At 67.6% G+C, this 16,366-nt stretch carries 18 protein-coding genes; 12 read left to right on the forward strand and 6 right to left on the reverse strand.

Annotated features, from left to right (window positions below):
* Positions 1-11 precede the first annotated feature (11 nt).
* The 8 genes from CAL13_RS11000 (at position 12) to CAL13_RS11035 (ending at position 7,937) form a co-directional block, all read left to right on the forward strand.
* Entirely contained in the window at positions 12-1,172 is a 1,161-nt protein-coding gene (locus tag CAL13_RS11000) for an acyl-CoA dehydrogenase family protein (protein WP_086072402.1), read from the forward strand.
* Positions 1,173-2,537, forward strand: coding sequence for an MmgE/PrpD family protein (locus CAL13_RS11005; RefSeq protein WP_086072403.1), 1,365 nt, complete (start codon positions 1,173-1,175; stop codon positions 2,535-2,537).
* A gap of 120 nt (positions 2,538-2,657) precedes the next feature.
* The gene (locus CAL13_RS11010; protein WP_086057433.1) at positions 2,658-3,626 is read left to right on the forward strand and encodes a Bug family tripartite tricarboxylate transporter substrate binding protein; all 969 of its coding nucleotides are present in this window, start codon (positions 2,658-2,660) and stop codon (positions 3,624-3,626) included.
* 2 nt (positions 3,627-3,628) lie between these two features.
* Entirely contained in the window at positions 3,629-4,333 is a 705-nt protein-coding gene (locus CAL13_RS11015) for a 3-oxoacid CoA-transferase subunit A (RefSeq protein ID WP_086057434.1), read from the forward strand.
* Entirely contained in the window at positions 4,330-5,052 is a 723-nt protein-coding gene (locus CAL13_RS11020; RefSeq protein ID WP_086072404.1) for a 3-oxoacid CoA-transferase subunit B, read from the forward strand. The genes CAL13_RS11015 and CAL13_RS11020 overlap by 4 nt, the downstream gene beginning before the upstream one ends.
* Before the next feature lie 77 nt (positions 5,053-5,129).
* Complete coding sequence (locus tag CAL13_RS11025; RefSeq protein ID WP_086072405.1) at positions 5,130-6,113, forward strand: Bug family tripartite tricarboxylate transporter substrate binding protein; 984 nt, start codon at positions 5,130-5,132, stop codon at positions 6,111-6,113.
* A 194-nt stretch (positions 6,114-6,307) separates the two neighbouring features.
* Positions 6,308-6,868: a cupin domain-containing protein gene (locus CAL13_RS11030; protein WP_086072406.1), complete on the forward strand. Its 561-nt coding sequence runs from the start codon at positions 6,308-6,310 to the stop codon at positions 6,866-6,868.
* 82 nt (positions 6,869-6,950) lie between these two features.
* Complete coding sequence (locus CAL13_RS11035) at positions 6,951-7,937, forward strand: MBL fold metallo-hydrolase (RefSeq protein WP_232467639.1); 987 nt, start codon at positions 6,951-6,953, stop codon at positions 7,935-7,937.
* A 126-nt stretch (positions 7,938-8,063) separates the two neighbouring features.
* Here the strand turns inward: CAL13_RS11035 and CAL13_RS11040 are convergent, their stop codons facing one another.
* Both CAL13_RS11040 and CAL13_RS11045 read right to left on the reverse strand, forming a co-directional pair.
* Positions 8,064-8,537, reverse strand: coding sequence for a YaiI/YqxD family protein (locus CAL13_RS11040; protein ID WP_086059387.1), 474 nt, complete (start codon positions 8,535-8,537; stop codon positions 8,064-8,066).
* 5 nt (positions 8,538-8,542) lie between these two features.
* On the reverse strand, positions 8,543-8,806 hold the full coding sequence (locus tag CAL13_RS11045; RefSeq protein ID WP_086072407.1) for a hypothetical protein: 264 nt from the start codon (positions 8,804-8,806) through the stop codon (positions 8,543-8,545).
* A 244-nt stretch (positions 8,807-9,050) separates the two neighbouring features.
* On the opposite strand from CAL13_RS11045, the gene CAL13_RS11050 reads away from it, so the two are divergent.
* On the forward strand, positions 9,051-10,022 hold the full coding sequence (locus CAL13_RS11050) for an ATP-grasp domain-containing protein (RefSeq protein WP_086072408.1): 972 nt from the start codon (positions 9,051-9,053) through the stop codon (positions 10,020-10,022).
* A gap of 75 nt (positions 10,023-10,097) precedes the next feature.
* Here the strand turns inward: CAL13_RS11050 and CAL13_RS11055 are convergent, their stop codons facing one another.
* Complete coding sequence (locus CAL13_RS11055) at positions 10,098-11,063, reverse strand: LysR family transcriptional regulator (protein ID WP_157664853.1); 966 nt, start codon at positions 11,061-11,063, stop codon at positions 10,098-10,100.
* A gap of 129 nt (positions 11,064-11,192) precedes the next feature.
* Here CAL13_RS11055 and CAL13_RS11060 point away from each other — a divergent pair, with 129 nt between their 5' ends.
* On the forward strand, positions 11,193-11,636 hold the full coding sequence (locus CAL13_RS11060) for a CidA/LrgA family protein (protein ID WP_086072410.1): 444 nt from the start codon (positions 11,193-11,195) through the stop codon (positions 11,634-11,636).
* Positions 11,636-12,346: an LrgB family protein gene (locus tag CAL13_RS11065; protein WP_198297833.1), complete on the forward strand. Its 711-nt coding sequence runs from the start codon at positions 11,636-11,638 to the stop codon at positions 12,344-12,346. The genes CAL13_RS11060 and CAL13_RS11065 overlap by 1 nt, the downstream gene beginning before the upstream one ends.
* Before the next feature lie 46 nt (positions 12,347-12,392).
* Here CAL13_RS11065 and CAL13_RS11070 read toward each other — a convergent pair whose 3' ends face one another.
* A complete protein-coding gene (locus CAL13_RS11070; protein ID WP_086072411.1) occupies positions 12,393-12,599 on the reverse strand; it encodes a hypothetical protein in 207 nt (68 codons plus the stop codon).
* A gap of 456 nt (positions 12,600-13,055) precedes the next feature.
* Here CAL13_RS11070 and CAL13_RS11075 point away from each other — a divergent pair, with 456 nt between their 5' ends.
* Positions 13,056-14,054, forward strand: a complete 999-nt coding sequence (locus CAL13_RS11075) for a chemotaxis protein CheB (RefSeq protein WP_157664854.1) — start codon at positions 13,056-13,058, stop codon at positions 14,052-14,054.
* 150 nt (positions 14,055-14,204) lie between these two features.
* On the opposite strand, the gene CAL13_RS11080 is transcribed toward CAL13_RS11075, so the two are convergent.
* Both CAL13_RS11080 and CAL13_RS11085 read right to left on the reverse strand, forming a co-directional pair.
* A complete protein-coding gene (locus tag CAL13_RS11080; protein ID WP_086072413.1) occupies positions 14,205-15,407 on the reverse strand; it encodes an MFS transporter in 1,203 nt (400 codons plus the stop codon).
* Positions 15,408-15,513: 106 nt separating this feature from the next.
* The gene (locus CAL13_RS11085; RefSeq protein ID WP_086072414.1) at positions 15,514-16,236 is read right to left on the reverse strand and encodes an NADPH-dependent F420 reductase; all 723 of its coding nucleotides are present in this window, start codon (positions 16,234-16,236) and stop codon (positions 15,514-15,516) included.
* Positions 16,237-16,366 lie beyond the last annotated feature (130 nt).

The raw sequence follows: 16,366 nt of genomic DNA on the forward strand, positions 1-16,366 counted from the left end.
CTCACCCTCCCATGACCGACGCCTCCAACGACTTTCAAGACATCCGCGAAGCGGTGCGCGACCTCTGCGCGCAGTTTCCGGCCGAATACTTCCGCAAGATCGACGCGGAACAGGGCTATCCCGAGGCCTTCGTCGACGCGCTGACCAAGGCCGGCTGGCTGGCCGCGCTGATTCCGCAGGAATATGGCGGGTCGGGGCTAGGCCTGACCGAGGCCTCCGTGATCATGGAGGAAATCAATCGCGCCGGGGGCAATTCCGGCGCGTGCCACGGCCAGATGTACAACATGGGCACGCTGCTGCGCCATGGCTCGGCCGAACAGAAGCGCCAATACCTGCCCCACATCGCCAGCGGCGAACTGCGGCTGCAATCGATGGCGGTGACCGAACCGACCACCGGCACGGATACCACCAAACTCAAGACCACCGCGGTCCGAAAAGGAGACCGCTATGTCGTCAACGGCCAGAAGGTGTGGATCTCGCGCGTGCAGCATTCGGACCTGATGATCCTGCTGGCGCGCACCACGCCAATCGACCAGGTGCAGCGCAAATCCGAGGGCATGTCCATTTTCCTGGTGGATCTGCACCAGGCCATCGGCCACGGCATGGAGGTGCGCCCCATCGCCAATATGGTCAACCACGAGACCAACGAGATCTTCTTCGACAACCTGGAAATCCCCGCGGAGAACCTGATCGGCGAAGAAGGCAAAGGCTTCAAGTACATCCTGGACGGGCTCAATGCCGAGCGCACGCTGATCGCGGCAGAATGCATCGGCGACGGCTACTGGTTTGTCGACAAGGTGTCGGCCTATGCCAAGGAACGCGTGGTTTTCGGGCGTCCCATCGGCCAGAACCAGGGCGTGCAGTTCCCGATCGCCCGCGCCTTCATCAACGTGGAGGCCGCGAGCCTGATGCGCTATGACGCGGCGCGGCGCTTCGACGCCGGTCTGCCGTGCGGCACGCAGGCCAACATGGCGAAGCTGCTGGCCGCCGACGCGTCGTGGGAGGCCGCCAACGCCTGCCTGCAGTTCCACGGCGGCTTCGGCTTCGCGCACGAGTACGACGTCGAGCGCAAGTTCCGCGAGACGCGCCTGTATCAGGTTGCCCCCATCTCGACCAATTTGATCCTCTCCTACGTCGCCGAGCACGTGCTGGGCTTGCCGAGGTCCTTCTGAATGACGACAGCCTCTCACCCAAGCGCCGAACTGGCGGCCTTCGCCAGTGCGCTGCGCTTCGAAGACATTCCCGGCCACGTGTTGCGCCGCTGTGAAGACCTGTTCCTGGACACGCTGGGCTCCATCCTGGCCGGCGCCCGCGCCCGCCCCGTGCTGTCGATCGACCGCTACGCCGCCACGATGGGCCCGGGCGGCGGCCAGGCCGAAGTGCTGGTGACGCGGCGCAGGACATCGCCGCTGTTCGCCGCCATGGTCAATGCCGCCTCGGCGCACATGGTGGAACAGGACGACGTGCATAACGGGTCCGTGTTTCATCCCGCGGCCGTCGTCTTTCCCCCCGTGCTTGCGGTGGGCCAGGCCATCGGCGCATCCGGGCGCGAGCTGTTGACGGCCGCCGTGGCCGGCTACGAAGTCGGCATCCGCGTCGGCGAGTTCCTCGGGCGCTCGCATTACCGGATCTTCCATACGACCGGCACGGCCGGCACCGTGGCCGCCGCCGCGGCGGTCGGCCGCCTGCTGCGCCTGGACGCGCAGCAAATGCTCAACGCATTCGGCTCGGCCGGGACCCAAGCGGCCGGGCTCTGGGAATTCCTGCGCGACGCCGCCGACTCCAAGCAGCTGCACACCGCCAAGGCGTCCGCCGATGGCATGACGGCGGCCTATCTGGCCCAGGACGGCTTCACCGGCGCGCGGCGCATTCTGGAAGGCGCCCAGGGCATGGCGGCCGGCATGTCGTCCGATGCCGACCTCGCGCGGCTCACCAGCGGCCTGGGCACGCGCTGGGCGCTGGCGGAAACCTCGTTCAAATACCACGCCTCGTGCCGGCATACGCATCCCGCTGCCGATGCCTTGTTGCAGGCGCTGCGCGAACATGGGCTGCGGGCGGCGGACATCGCGCGCGTGGTCACGCACGTGCACCAGGGCGCCATCGACGTGCTCGGTCCGGTGGTGAAACCGCAGACGGTGCATCAGTCGAAGTTTTCCATGGGCACGGTCCTGGCTCTGATCGCGCTGCGCGGTTACGCCGGCCTGACCGAGTTCGACGAGGGCCTGCACGATCCCGAAGTGGCCGCATTCCGCGACAAGGTCAGCATGCAGCTGGACCCCGAGGTGGATAGTGCCTATCCAACGCGGTGGATCGGCAAGGTAACGGTGATTACCACCGACGGCCGCGAAGTCCAGGGCCGGGTCGACGAACCCAAGGGCGATCCCGGCAATACGCTGACGCGCGAGGAGATCGAGGACAAGGCCATGCGTCTTGGCACCTACGCGGGGGCCGCCACGCAGCAGGAGGTCCGGCAACTGATCGAATGGGCCTGGGGGCTGCAGGATCTGGATCGCGCCGGCATATTGCTCCCGGCGTAAGACGCGCTTTGCCCGAGCAAAAGCGGGCGTTCCGGAATCGCGAATGGCGCCTGAGCAAAAGGCCCCGGATACTGAGGCCACACAATAAAGCCGGCCGTACGCCGGCACATGGAGACAGTGATGGCAGCGACGCGACACCTGTGGGTGGCCGGCGCCGTGCTGCTGGGTGCCTGGCATCCGGCGCAAGCGGCCTTTCCCGATCACCCCATCACCATCGTCGTGCCGGCCGCGCCGGGCGGCACGACCGACATCTCGGCGCGCCTGCTGGCCGAGAAGATGTCCGCAAGTCTGAAGCAGACCATCGTCGTGGAAAACCGTGCCGGCGCGGCGGGCATCGTCGGCTCGCAGGCGGTGGCGCGCGCCAAACCCGACGGCTATACGCTGGTCATGGGCAATATCGGCCCCAACGCCATCAACTACAGCCTGTACAAGACGCTGCCCTACCAGCCGCAGGATTTCGCCCCTATCACGCTGGTGATCTCCGTTCCCAACGTGCTGGAGGTCAATTCGGCGCAGACGCCGAAAACGGCCGCCGAACTGATCGCCCTGTTGAAGAGGGATCCGGCCGCCCGCACTTTCGGGTCCTCCGGCGCCGGGCAGTCTCCGCATATGTCCGCCGAACTCTTCAAGCAGCGCGTCGGCGTGGAGGCCACGCACGTGCCGTACAAGGGCGCCGGGCCTGCCGTCGCCGCGCTGTTGGCCAACCAGTTCACCTTCATGATCGATAACCTGCCCAGCTCGCTGCCGTCGATCAAGGCCGGCAAGCTGCGCGCCCTGGCCGTCACCGGCGAGAAACGGTCGCCGCAGTTGCCCGACGTTCCCACGATGAAGGAAGCCGGCATCGACAACATGGTCGTCACCGCCTGGTTCGGCCTGCTGGCGCCGGCCGGAACGCCCGCGCCCGTCATCGACAAGCTGTACCAGGCCGCGCGGGACGGTTTGCAGTCGCCCGACATCATCGCCAAATTCCGCGACATGGGCGGCGAACCGGGGGGCAACACGCCGGCGGAATTCGGCGCCTTCATCGACCGCGAGCGCGCGATGTGGGAGCAGACCGTCAAAGGCGCCGGCATGTACAAGGAGCAGTAAGCGTGATCGACAAGATCGTGCCTTCCATCACCGAGGCCCTGCAGGTCATTCCCGACGGCGCAACCATCCTGGTCGGCGGTTTTGGCGAGGCGGGCATTCCGTTCGAACTGCTGCATGCCCTGCGCGATCTCGGCCGGCGGGACCTGACCATCGTCAGCAACAATGCCGGCACCCTTCAGACAGGCATCGCTGCCCTGATCGCCGCCAACCGGGTTCGCAAGATCATTTGCTCGCATCCGCGTCCGCCCAACGCCGAAGTCTTCGCCCAGGCGTATCGCGCCGGCCGCGTCCAACTCGAAGTGGTGCCGCAAGGTACGCTGGCCGAGCGGCTGCGCGCCGCCGGCGCCGGCCTGGGGCCCTTCTTCACGCCCACCGGCTACGGCACGCGGCTGGCGCAAGGCAAGGAAACGCGCGTGGTCGACGGCGTGGGCTATGTGCTGGAACAGCCATTGCCCGGCGACTTCGCGCTGATCAAGGCCCACCGGGGCGACCGCTGGGGCAACCTGACCTATCGGTGGGCCGCCCGCAATTTCAACCCGGTCATGTGCATGGCCGCGCGCCACGCCATCGCGCAGGTTGACCACGTGGCGGAACTGGGCGAATTGCCTCCGGAGCATGTGATGACGCCGGGCATCTTCGTCAAGACCGTGGTGCCCATCGCCGCCAGGGACACTACGCCGGCGCCGACCGCCCAGGGGAACGCATGAGCACGACCACCGACGCCGCGGCGCCGCCGCGCCTGACACGCCAGCAGATCGCCCAGCTCGTCGCCGACGACATCCCGGACGGCGCCGTCGCCAACCTGGGCATCGGCATCCCGACGCTGGTATCCGATTACCTGTCCAACGATCGCGAAATCGTCATGCACAGCGAGAACGGCATCCTCGGCATGGGCGGCCTGGCCGCGCCGGGCCAGGGCGATCCCGATCTCATCAACGCCAGCCGGCAACTCGTCACCCTGCTGCCCGGCGCTTCGATTTCCGAACATACGGTGTCCTTCGCGATGATGCGCGGCGGGCATCTGGACTACACGGTTCTGGGCGGGTTCCAGGTTGCGGAGAACGGCGACCTTGCCAATTGGATCACCAACGCCGACGACACCATTCCCGCCGTCGGCGGCGCCATGGATCTTGCCGTCGGCGCGCGCCACGTCTACGTGACCATGGAGCACGTGGCGCGGGACGGCAGTCCCAAGCTGCTGGCCCGGTGCACCTATCCGCTGACGGCGGCCGGCGTGGTGGATCGGGTCTATACCGATCTTGCCGTGCTGGACGTGGGCCCCGCGGGATTCCAGGTGCATGCCATCCTCGACGGGATGCCGTTGCAGGCCTTGCAGCAAGTGACCGGCGCCACGCTGCATACGCCGCGCGCGCCATTGCGCATCCGCATCGACGACACAGGCCGCGCCCGCTACAGCGAGCCCTGATCCGCCGGGCAGGCCGTACAGACGCGGCGCCCGGCAGCCGCGCTTGTCCACAACGATAAGCCGGAAGGAGACTCCCCATGCGCCGATTCCTCTCATGCGCCGTAGCCGCCCTGGGCTTCACGCTGGCGGCACTGGCGGGCTCGCCCGCGACCGCCGCGGGCGCCTATCCCGACAAGCCGGTGACGTTGCTGATCCCCTATCCGCCCGGGGGCAGCGCCGACATGCTGGCGCGCCCGCTGTCGGCCATTCTGCAGGCAAGGTGGGGCCAGCCGCTCGTACTGGAATACAAGGCCGGCGCAGGCGGAACCATCGCGACATCGCAATTGGCGCGCTCGAAGCCGGACGGTTACACGTTGATCATGGTCCTGGCCGCCCACGCCATCAATCCATCGCTCTACGCCAAGCTGCCCTACGACACCCGCAAGGATTTCGCGCCGGTCTCCCTGGTCGCGACGCTGCCCATGCTGGTGTCCGCGCCCTTGTCGACGCCGGCCAACAACATGTCGGAAGTGGTCGCGTACGCGAAGTCCCATCCGGGCGAACTGACCTTTGCTTCCGCGGGCCCCGGCAACACCAGCCATCTGGCGGGCGAAATGTTCAAGTCGGCCACCGGGATCAACATGCTGCATGTGCCCTACAAGGGCAGCGGCCCCGCCGTCGTCGCCCTGCTCGGCGGCGAAGTGTCGATGATGTTCGACAGCTTTTCCACCTCTTACCCTCAGGTGCAATCCGGCAAGCTGAAGGCCCTGGCTGTAACTGGGGAAAAGCGCTCGCCGCTGTTGCCCAACGTCCCCACCGTAGCGGAGTCCGCCGTTCCCGGCTTTGTCGTCAACGGCTGGTATGGGGTGCTCGCGCCGGCCGGCACGCCGGCGGCCATCGTCGACAAACTGAGCGCGGACATCGCCCAGGCGCTGAAGGATCCGGCCTTGAACCGCCAGTTGGCCGCCGCGGGTTACGAGCCCGTGGGGTCGACGCCAAAGGAATTCGCGCAATACATCGACCGGGAACTGGATCGCTGGGGCGCGGCCGTCAAGGCGGCCGGGGTGAAGATCGGCGATTAGACCGATTGCCGGCTTCCGACTCCATATCGCCTTGGAAAGACGTGCGGGTATACCCGCACGTGCCCGCCGAACGTGGGTTCCTGCTTCTGCGTTCCTGGATCTGGGTTCCAGCGTCTGGGGTCTGCATGTGAGTTCCTGCATATTCGCCGGGTATCATCCACCCGAATGTGCCTCTTCCCGACAGGACTCACGACATGAATGACGATACGGACAGGCGGGTTCAGGCGCAGACCCACGCCACCCATCATGCAGACCGCCAAGAAGCAGGCCGCCTGATTGCAAGCCTGGACCTGCGGCCGCATCCGGAAGGCGGCTACTACCGCGAAACCTACCGCTCGCAAGACATCGTGCATCGCCCCCGTTCGGCCGGCGAGCGGTCTGCCGGTACGGCCATCTACTACCTGCTCTGTGACGACGCCTGGTCGGCGTGGCACCGCATACAGTCCGATGAAATCTGGCATTTCTACGCCGGCGGGCCGCTGCTGGTGCACGTTCTGGATCCCGGGCGCGGTCTGGTGACGCACCGCCTGGGCAATGCCATTGCGGATCCGGACAGTGTCTTCCAATGCGTGGTGCCGGCCGGCGCCTGGTTTGCCGCCGAACGTGTGCACCGGGGCCGTTATTCCCTGGCCGGCTGCACGGTGGCGCCCGGGTTCGAGTTCAGCGAATTCGAATTGGCTGATGCGCATCGCCTGATCGCGGACTATCCTGCGCATAAAGAACTGATCGCCAGGCTGGCGCCCCGGCCCGGCTGACAGCGCGCCGCGTCCGCGCACGGTTGTTTGATCGATCGCCTTGCCCTGTCCTCAATCGCTTCGCCGTCTCTGGAGCCTTTCCATGAAAGCAATCACGATGTTCTGCGCTGCGTTGGCCCTTGTCTCCGCTGCCGTGGCCGCCGCGCCCGGCCAGCACGTCCGCGTCACGCCCCTGGGCGGAATCGACGGCGAGTTCTGCCCGCAGGACCGCGCCATGATCTTCGAGGATCCCAACGGCACGCGCATCCTCTACGACCCCGGCCGTACGGTGGCCGGCGCGGAAGACCCGCGCCTGGGCAAGATCGACATCATTCTGGTCAGCCACGTGCACGGCGACCATGTGGGCAACGCGCATAACAAGGCGCCGAACGCCGGCAGTTGCGAGAAGCCCGACATGTCGGTCTCCGACGTGCCCAACACGAACGCGGTGAACATCGCGCTGGCGAAGGGATCCAAGATTGTCACGGGCAGCGACATGCCGCCCTTTTTCGCCGCAAAGCTCAAGGCCAACGGCGGCGACCCCTCGAATTCGATTTTGGCGCGCTTCGGCGGGAGCGTGCTCGTGGGCGGCGTGCGCATCGCCACCGTGACCGCCATGCACAGCAACGGCCTGGACCCGGAACTCATCGGCGGAGAGCTGGGCAAGGAGATGAAGGCGGCAGGCATCTATGGCGACGTGGGCCTGGCCACGGGCTATGTGCTGCAGTTCAGCAATGGACTGGTGGCCTACCTGTCGGGCGATACGGGCGTGACCGCCGACCAGGAACGGGTCGTGCGTGACCTCTATCACGCCAAACTCGCCGTCATGAACATCGGCGACGGATTCACCACCGGGCCGCGCGAGGCCGCCTACGTGATCAACGATCTGGTCAAGCCCGCTTCCGTGATCCCTTCGCACGCGAACGAGGTCGGCACGGTCAATGGCAAGGTCCGGCCGGGCAGCAAGACCGAGGCTTTTCTGAAGGCGGTCAAGGTACCGGCGTATGTGCCGCTGTCCGGTAAAACGATGGAGTTCGATAAGGAAGGACAATGCGCAGCCGGATGTCCGCCGACGGAGCGCGCGCCCTGAAGGACCCGGGCTGCGACGTGAAGGACGCCGCGTGCGACGTCAAGGGCGCAGCCGCGATGTGAAGGACCTGGCGCGCGCCGTGAAGCCGGCCCGCGCCCGCGATCGATACTTGCCACGCCGATCGATCTAGCGCCTGCCGGCCGCCCGCTCCGCACGATCACAGGCCGCCAGCAGGCCGTCCAGCGCATTCGCAAAAGCACGCCGGTCGGCCTGGCTCAACGCCGAAGGCCCGCCGGTATCGACACCCGCGCTGCGCAACTCTTCCATCATGTCCCGCATCGAGAGACGTTCGCGGATGGTGTCGGCGCTGTAGCGTTCGCCGCGCGGGTTCAGCACCAGCGCGCCCTTCTCCAGCACCTGTGCAGCCAACGGAATATCGCCCGTGATGACCAGATCGCCCGCGCCGACGTGCTGCACGATATAGTCGTCCGCCACGTCGAAGCCGCGCGGCACCTGCACGGCGTGGAGCAGCGGCGATGGCGGCGTGCGCAGCATCTGGTTCGCCACCAGCGTCAGGTGACGCCCGGACCGCTGCGCCGCGCGGTACAGGATTTCCTTGATGACGGCCGGACAGGCGTCGGCGTCAACCCAGATATGCATCGCCATCAGACTTCAAGCGCTTCGGCCAGCAGCGCATTGATCACGTCATTGGTGCTGAGGCCGTCGGCATCGGCCTTGGCGCGCACGGCGTCGATCACCGGCTGGCGCAGCTTGACCGGAAACGGCGTCAGGCCGGCGGCCTGGTCGAGCTTGCGCTGCTCGCGCCGGTCGGGCGCCGCTGCGCCGGCATAGCGCCCGGGCGGCACGGCGGCGTTGAGTTTGCCCATCAGTTTCAGGGCTTTGTTCTTTTCCAGGTCGGTCTTTTTCATCGGGATCCCGCGATAGCGGCCGGCCCACGGGCATGGGGCAAGCGTCCATGCTTGTACCACGTTCCCTGTGCAAGCGCGGCCCGCCGCCGGCGCATCTATGAAGGCGCGCAAGCCCTTGGATAGACGATTTCCGCATAACCATATGCAGGATCCGCCATATTCAATGCGGACCTCGGCCGGTATGCTCGTTATAACGATTCCCGGAAACCCCTCTTTTGCGCCATAAGCGCGAGCAATAGCGACCATGCCGAAAATCTATGTCATCCACGAAAACGCGACCTGGGTGGAACCGCTGCGCGCGGCGTTCGACGAGCTGAACCTGCCGTTTGAAGAATGGTTCCTGGACCAGGGCACGCTCGACCTTTCCACCGCGCCCCCTGAAGGCGTGTTCTACAACCGCATGAGCGCGTCGTCGCACAGCCGGGGCCATCGCTATGCCCCCGAGTACACCGCCGGCGTGCTGGCGTGGCTGGAATCGCATGGCCGGCGCGTCATCAACAACGGCCGCGCCCTGCAGCTGGAAGTCAGCAAGATCGCCCAGTACGCGGCGCTGGCGGACTTCGGCATCCGCACGCCGCATACGGTGGCCGCGATCGGGCGCGACAACATCCTGGCGGCCGCCGGCAAAATGAAGGGCTCGTTCATCACCAAGCACAATCGCGCCGGCAAGGGATTGGGCGTGCATCTGTTCCACAGCGTCGACGCGCTGCGGGAGCACCTGGACAGCGACGCCTTCGAAGACTCGATCGACGGCATCACGCTGATCCAGGAATACATCCGCGCGCCGGAGCCCTACATCACGCGCGTGGAGTTCGTGGGCGGGCAGTTCCTGTACGCGGTGCGGGTCGACACGTCGCTGGGCTTCGAACTGTGCCCCGCCGACGTCTGCCAGATCGGCGACGCGTTCTGCCCGGTTGGCGAAACGGCGCCTGCCGCGCCCGCGCCGCGCTTCCAGATCATCCAGGGCTTCGACAACCCGATCATCGACAAATACCGCCGCTTCATCGCCGCCAACGGCATCGGCATTTCCGGCATCGAGTTCATCACAGACGAGCGCGGCGAAATCTATACCTACGACGTCAACACGAACACCAACTACAACAGCGACGCCGAGGCACAGGCAGGCTTGTACGGCATGCGCGCGATCGCCTCGTACCTGGGCGACGAGCTGCGCAAGCTGCAGGATGGCCGCTCCGACGCGCGGGCCGCGGCATAAGCCAGCACAAAAGCGCCAACACGGCCAGACCGGTTCGGCCTGGCTCACGCGCCAGCCGGCGCCGGTCCGGCCCAGTCACTCGCCCGGCCGCTGGCGGCCGGCTCGGGCCGGTCTGCGAGAACGTCCTGCCTGCTGCCCCGCCTCAGGCGCCCCGGCGCCGAAAAACGTGCGCGTGGCGTCCACCCACGCGCGTGCCGCGCGCGATAGATGCGCGCTGCGGCGCCAGCTCACCACCAGCTGCCAGCGGATTTCCGGTTCGACGATGGGAATGGAAATAAAGCGCCGCATATCCAGGCGCTCACCGTAATGGGCGGGCAGCAGCGCGATGCCCATGCCGCATTCCACGAGCGTCACGATCAGGTCCCACTGGCTGCTGCGGCATGCCAGGCGCGGCGTGAAGCCCACCGAGCGGCAGGCCTGCGCGATGGTTTCGTTCAGCTGGAAGGTTTCGCCGTACAGCAGGAAGGGCTCTTCCGACAATTCCGCCAGCGGCACTTGCTTGCGGCCCTGCCAGCGCGCCTGCCGCGGCGCGAGCAGGTGCAGCGGGTAGTCGCAGATGGGGAAGCCGTCCATGTCCTCCGCGACGGGCGCCAGGCAGATGCCCACGTCCAGTTCGCCCTCGCGCAGCGCCCGCTCGACGGCGCGCGCGCCCGATTCCAGCAGCTTCAGTTCGACCCCGGGCCACTGCTTATGGAAAGCCGCGATGGCCGGCGCCACCAGCGGCGCGCCCAGCGGCGGAATGCCTATCGTCAAGCTGCCGCGGGTCAGGTCGTCCAGCCCCTGCAAGTCGTCGTGCAGCAGCGCTTCGGTGGCAAGTATCTGTTGGGCGCGCGCATAGACGAGCCGGCCCGCCTCGGTAGGCGTGACGCCGCGCTTGCGGCGGCCTTCTTCGCGCGATAGCAGCGCCACGCCCAATTCTTCCTCCAGGACGTGGACCATCTTGCTGACGGTGGGCTGGGTTACGAAGAGCGTGTCGGCCGCGGCGGTGAAGCTGCCCGACCGCACCACTTCGGCGAAATACTTCAGCGCGCGCAGTTCCAAAGCCGTTCTCCTCAAGACGGCTTCAATTATGCCATCCTGGAATAACAGAAATAGAAATAATTCACTGGATACATTTCGCCCGTCTGCCTACACTCTGTCCAGTGCAGTCGCAATGGCAGTAACCGCAACATGAAGTCGCCCTCTTCCCTTTCCGCATGGCGCGCGCGCTTGCGCCGCCCCATGACGGTTCCCGTGCAAATCCTCGCCTTGGTTTTCTGCTTCGCCGCCGCCGTCCATCTGACGGCGTGGCTGCGCTTGCCATTGGCGCCCGGCGTGGTCGGCCTGCTGGCGGTGCTCGCCTTGCTGCTGTCGGGCGCGGTCCGGGTGGAATGGATCAAGGGCGGGGCCAACTGGATGCTCAACGAGCTGGTGCTGTTCTTCATTCCCAGCGTCGTCGCCGTGGTCAAGTATTCGGACCTGTTCCGCCGCGAGGGCGTTCAACTGGTGCTTGCCATCGGCTTCGGCACCCTGCTGGTGATGGCGGCGACCGCGCTGGCCGTGCATGCCGGCCGCAGGCTGGAGGACTGGCTGGCGCAGCTGGCCCGCCGCCAGACCCGCGAGAAGACGGTTTGATGAACGCCATGCAAACCGTGCTGCCCTTTCTATGCCTGGCCTGGACGCTCTTGCTGTATTTCCTGGTCAAACCGCTGTACCGGCGCTACCGCAAGCCGTGGGTGTCGCCCGCCATCCTGGTGCCCGCGCTGACCGTGGTCGTCATGGTGCTGGCCCGCATCCCCTATTCCGCTTATTTCCAGGAAACGCACTGGCTGACGTGGCTGATGGGGCCGGCCACCGTCGCCTTCGCGGTGCCCATCTACGAATATCGCAACGTGGCGCGGCGGCATGCCTTGTCGCTGGGGCTGGGCGTGGTCACCGGCATGGTGGTGGCCGTGGTCAGCAGCTGCCTGCTGGCCCGCATGTTCGGCTTCGCGCCGGAAGTGACGCACAGCCTGATGGCGCGCTCGATTTCCACGCCGTTTGCCGTGGCGCTGGCCGAGCGCACCGGCGGCTCGGCCGAACTGGTTTCGCTCTTCACCATCATCACCGGGCTGGTCGGCATGATTGCCGGCGACGCGCTGCTGGCCCTGCTGCGCCTGCGTTCGCGGCTTGCCCACGGCGCGTCGTTCGGCGCCGCCGCCCATGGCTTCGGCGCGGCCCGCGCGCGCGAGCGCGATAGCGAAGAAGGCGTGGTCGCCAGCCTGACCCTGGTGATTGCGGGCGTCGGGATGGTCGTGGCCGGACCTGCCCTGAGCGGCTGGGTCGGGCGGCTGCTGGGGGTCTGAGCTTCGTCCGAGTCTCGGTTGAGCCGGCGTCCCCGCCGCGGCGCCTTCAGCAAGCGGCGGTGCGGTAGTCGTCCTGGTGAAAGCGGACGGCCGGTTCGGCGCCCGGCTCATCCGTTCCCGCCGTCTCAGCTCCTGCCGACGTCGCCGCGTTCTTCGGGACGGCGGGCGTCTGGCGTGGCGCCGGGGCCGACTTGCCGGGCACGCCCAGCAGGGTCAATTCGGCGCCGACGAAACCGGTGAGCAATTCGTTCATGGCAATCTCCGGAATGGCGCGCACGGCGGCGGCAGGCCCGCCGGTGCGGTGAGGAACACCGGCCGTCCGCCGCAACGCCCGCGGTGCGCGGTCCTTTATATCGTATTACGAGATAATCTACGCCTGTCCCAGGCCGGTTGTCCAGCCGCGGACCCCATGCCCCCGGAAGCGGTACGCCCGCCAACGGATACCCGCGGGCGTCGCGCGGCCGGATCCGGTCAAGGCGTTATAGCGCCGCGCGCGTGTCCACGCATCGGCCGAACGTATGGCAAGGCGAGCACGCCAAACGGTTTCTGCCGGGCGGCGGGCTGATGCGTTTTCCCGCGTGCGGCGCGGTATGCCGCTTGCTGCCCAGCGGTTTCCCGCGCGCATTCCGGCGGGCAAAGCCGGTGGCCGCGATGGATCCTGTTGACCCGCCGCGGCGCCACCGCATCCGAACGAAGGATGAGTGCCGCCATGGCGTCAGCGGATCTGCGCAAGTGCGTCGTCATTGGGGCATCGTGGGGAGGCATCAAGGCCCTGCAACGCCTGGTCGCCACATTGCCGGCGGACCTGCCCGCGGCCGTGCTGATCGTCCAGCATATCGGCGCGCACCGCAGCCAGCTGGCGGAACTCCTGGACTTCTCCGGGCCGCTGCGCGCCGTCTGGCCCAGCGAGGGTGAGGAGATCGCCGCGCGCACCATTTATCTGGCGCCGCCGGACCGTCATATGGTGCTGGAAGGAACGTGCATTCGCCTGCTGGCAAGCCCCAAGGAAAATCACGCCCGTCCCGCCATCGACCCGCTGTTCCGGTCCGCTGCGATTACGTTTCGCGAACGCTGCATCGGCGTGATCCTGACCGGACTGCTGGACGACGGCAGCGCGGGTCTGGCGGCCGTCAAGCATTGCGGCGGCCTGGCGCTGGTGCAGGATCCGGCGGATGCCGAGCAAGGCGACATGCCGCGCAACGCCATCGCGAACGTCCAGGTCGACCGCGTGGCGCCGCTGCACGAGATGGGCCGGCTGATCGATGAACTGGTGCGCCGCGACGTCCCGGAACCGGCTGCCGAGCCGGGCAAGGAGGTGCGCATGGAACAGGAGCTGGCAAGCCAAACGGGGGGAGTGGACATGCTGGAGGCGCTGGGCAAGCCGTCTCCCCTGACCTGCCCCGATTGCGGCGGCACGCTGTTCGAATTGACGCAATCGCCGCCCGTGCGATATCGCTGCCATACCGGACATGCCTACACATTGGCGAGCCTGGCAGCCTTCCAGCGGCAGGCGACGGAAGATGCCGTTTGGACGGCCGTGCGGGCACTGGGGGAAAAACTGGTCATCCTGCAACGCATGCTTGGGCAAACGGCGCCGCCCTTGCCCCAGCCGGCGCGCGACGAGCTGCAAAGCGAGGCCGACCAGGTGGCGCTGGCAATCGCGCGATTGCGCGCACTGGCGGAGCATCGCAGCGGCCCGCAGACATAGCGGCGGCAACGCGCTGTCGACCAACCCGGCGGCGGATGCCATTGCGCGCCGGTATGGCGCGGGCGCCGTTTCCGCCAGGATTCGGGCGCATGTGGCAAGCGCGCGCACGCCGCGTAGGGCGCCGTCGCCGGCTCCCCGGTGCCAAACGCCTCATGTGGGCAAGCGGCTGTCCTGCTGCTCCGGTGCTTCCCCAGCCGGAGATCGCAACGCCATCAGCGCAAGAAAACCGACCGCGCCCAGCCCCGCCGACACCCACAGCGCGCCGGCCCCCCAGTGATCCAGGCACAGCCCGAACAGCCAGGGCGCGAAGGCCTGCGCGATGCGCGTGGGCACCATCAGCCCCCCCTGCTTCGCCCCGTAGCCGTGCGCGCCGAAGAGCACCAGCGGCAGCGTGCCCTTGGCAATGGTCATGATGCCGTTGCCCGCCCCGTGCATCAGGACGAACAACGACGCCCAAGGGGCGCCAAGCGCAAGCAGGATGGCCGCGCCCAACGGATGCGCCGTTGCCGCCAGCCGCGCGGACAGCAGCGGGTGGATGCGCCGCAAGACGCCCAGCTCCAGCAGACGCCCGCCCACTTGCGCGGGACCGACCAGCGTCCCCGCCGCGACCGCCGCGGCGAAACTGGCGCCGGCCGCCATCAGCAATCGCGGCAGATGCGCCGCCATGGCCGTGCTGATGAACCAGGTAATGGCAAAGACGATGGACAGCAGCACCGCGTTGCGCGTGGCGTCGGGCGGGACGTGTCCGTTTTCAGGGCTGTCCGGCGACGCCGCTTGCGCGGTCGCCCGCCGCGCCGCCGGCAACAGCGCATTCAATGGCAAGGCCAGCAACACATGCACCGCCGCCCACGTGAAACACGCGCCGCGCCAGCCGATCTGCGCATCCAGATAGCTGGACAGCGGCCACCCCACGGTACTGGCGAATCCCGCGATCAGCGTGATGCCCGAAATGGCGTTGCGCGCCGTCTTGCCATACAGCGAGACCAGGGCGGCGAAGGCGGCCTCGTACAAGCCTGCTCCCATGCCAAGGCCAAGCAGCGCCCAGGCCGCGAACAGACCCGCCACGCCCTGCGCCCAACCCAGCCCGGCCAGCCCCAGGGCGAACACGATATTGGTGGCGATGAGCGTGGGCTTGCCGCCCGCCCGGTCGATGGCCCGGCCCGCGTAAGGCCCGATAACCGCCGAGATCAGCAAACCGAACGAGAACGCCGCGAAAACCGTGGGCACGCCGATGCCCAGGTCCCGCGCCATGGGCGCGGCCAGCACGGCCGGCAGATAGTAAGAGGATGCCCATGCGATCGTCTGCGTGACGCCCAGCGCGAGCACGACGCCGCCGCGATTGTTCAGCCCCATGCGCTCTCCCCTTCCCCCGGTCCTGGATGCGTTGATGTGGTCCAACGCCCAGATGGTAGGGCTGCGCCGGCCCGTCCCGCAACGCCGGTTTGCATCGGACGCCTGATCAGGGCAATCCCAGACGCGCCTTCAACGCCGGCGCGGTCTCGGCGACGAGCCAGCCGGGGCCGCCGGGCTGCGTGAGACGCGCCGATGCAAGCGGGCCGATGACCACGGGTTCCAGCCCGGCATCGCGAATGAGCCGCGCGGCGACTTCCAGCGCCTGCTGGTCGTTCCCCGCAATGGGTATCGCCAGCGGCTGGCCCGCGCGGTGCGCCTCGCGTCCGACCGCGTTTGCGCTAAGCGAATTGAAGGCGCGCACGAGCCGCGCGCCGGGCAGCAGCGCCGCGGAGGTCACGCCTACCCCATCGCGCAGCGCCTGCTCGGCGATCTCGCCGTCGCGGCGCGGAATGGGATTGCAGGCGTCCAGCACGACTTTGCCGCGTATCTCTTCGGCCAGTTCGCGGCCCAGATCCGGCAAGGCGCCATACGGCACGGCGAAGAACAGCACCTCGCCATAGGCGGCGGCCTGTTGCGGCGTGCCCGTAGAGGCGAGATTGCCCAGGCGCGCCGCCAGGGGCTTCAGTTCGTCAGGATGGCGCGACGCAAACATCACCGGATAGCCGGCGCGCACCCACAGGGCGCCCACCGTGCCGCCGACGTTGCCGGCGCCGATCACGCCGATGCGCGGCTTGTCCTGCGCGGCTTGCGCGCCGGCGCTTATGGGCAGCATCGCGATCAGGCCGCCGCCGGCCATCGCGCCCAGCCACTTCCTTCGATGCGTGTTCATGGCTCTCTCCCATCGATGGGTTCGTGCCGCGGCATGAAGCGCGGCACGCCGGGCGATGACAACGGGCGCCACGCGGGCGCCCGTCTTTCCACCCCGGATCGAGCCTATCAGAAACCGCCGGTCCGCCGGG

Source organism: Bordetella genomosp. 9, assembly GCF_002119725.1.
GTDB lineage: Bacteria > Pseudomonadota > Gammaproteobacteria > Burkholderiales > Burkholderiaceae_B > Bordetella_C.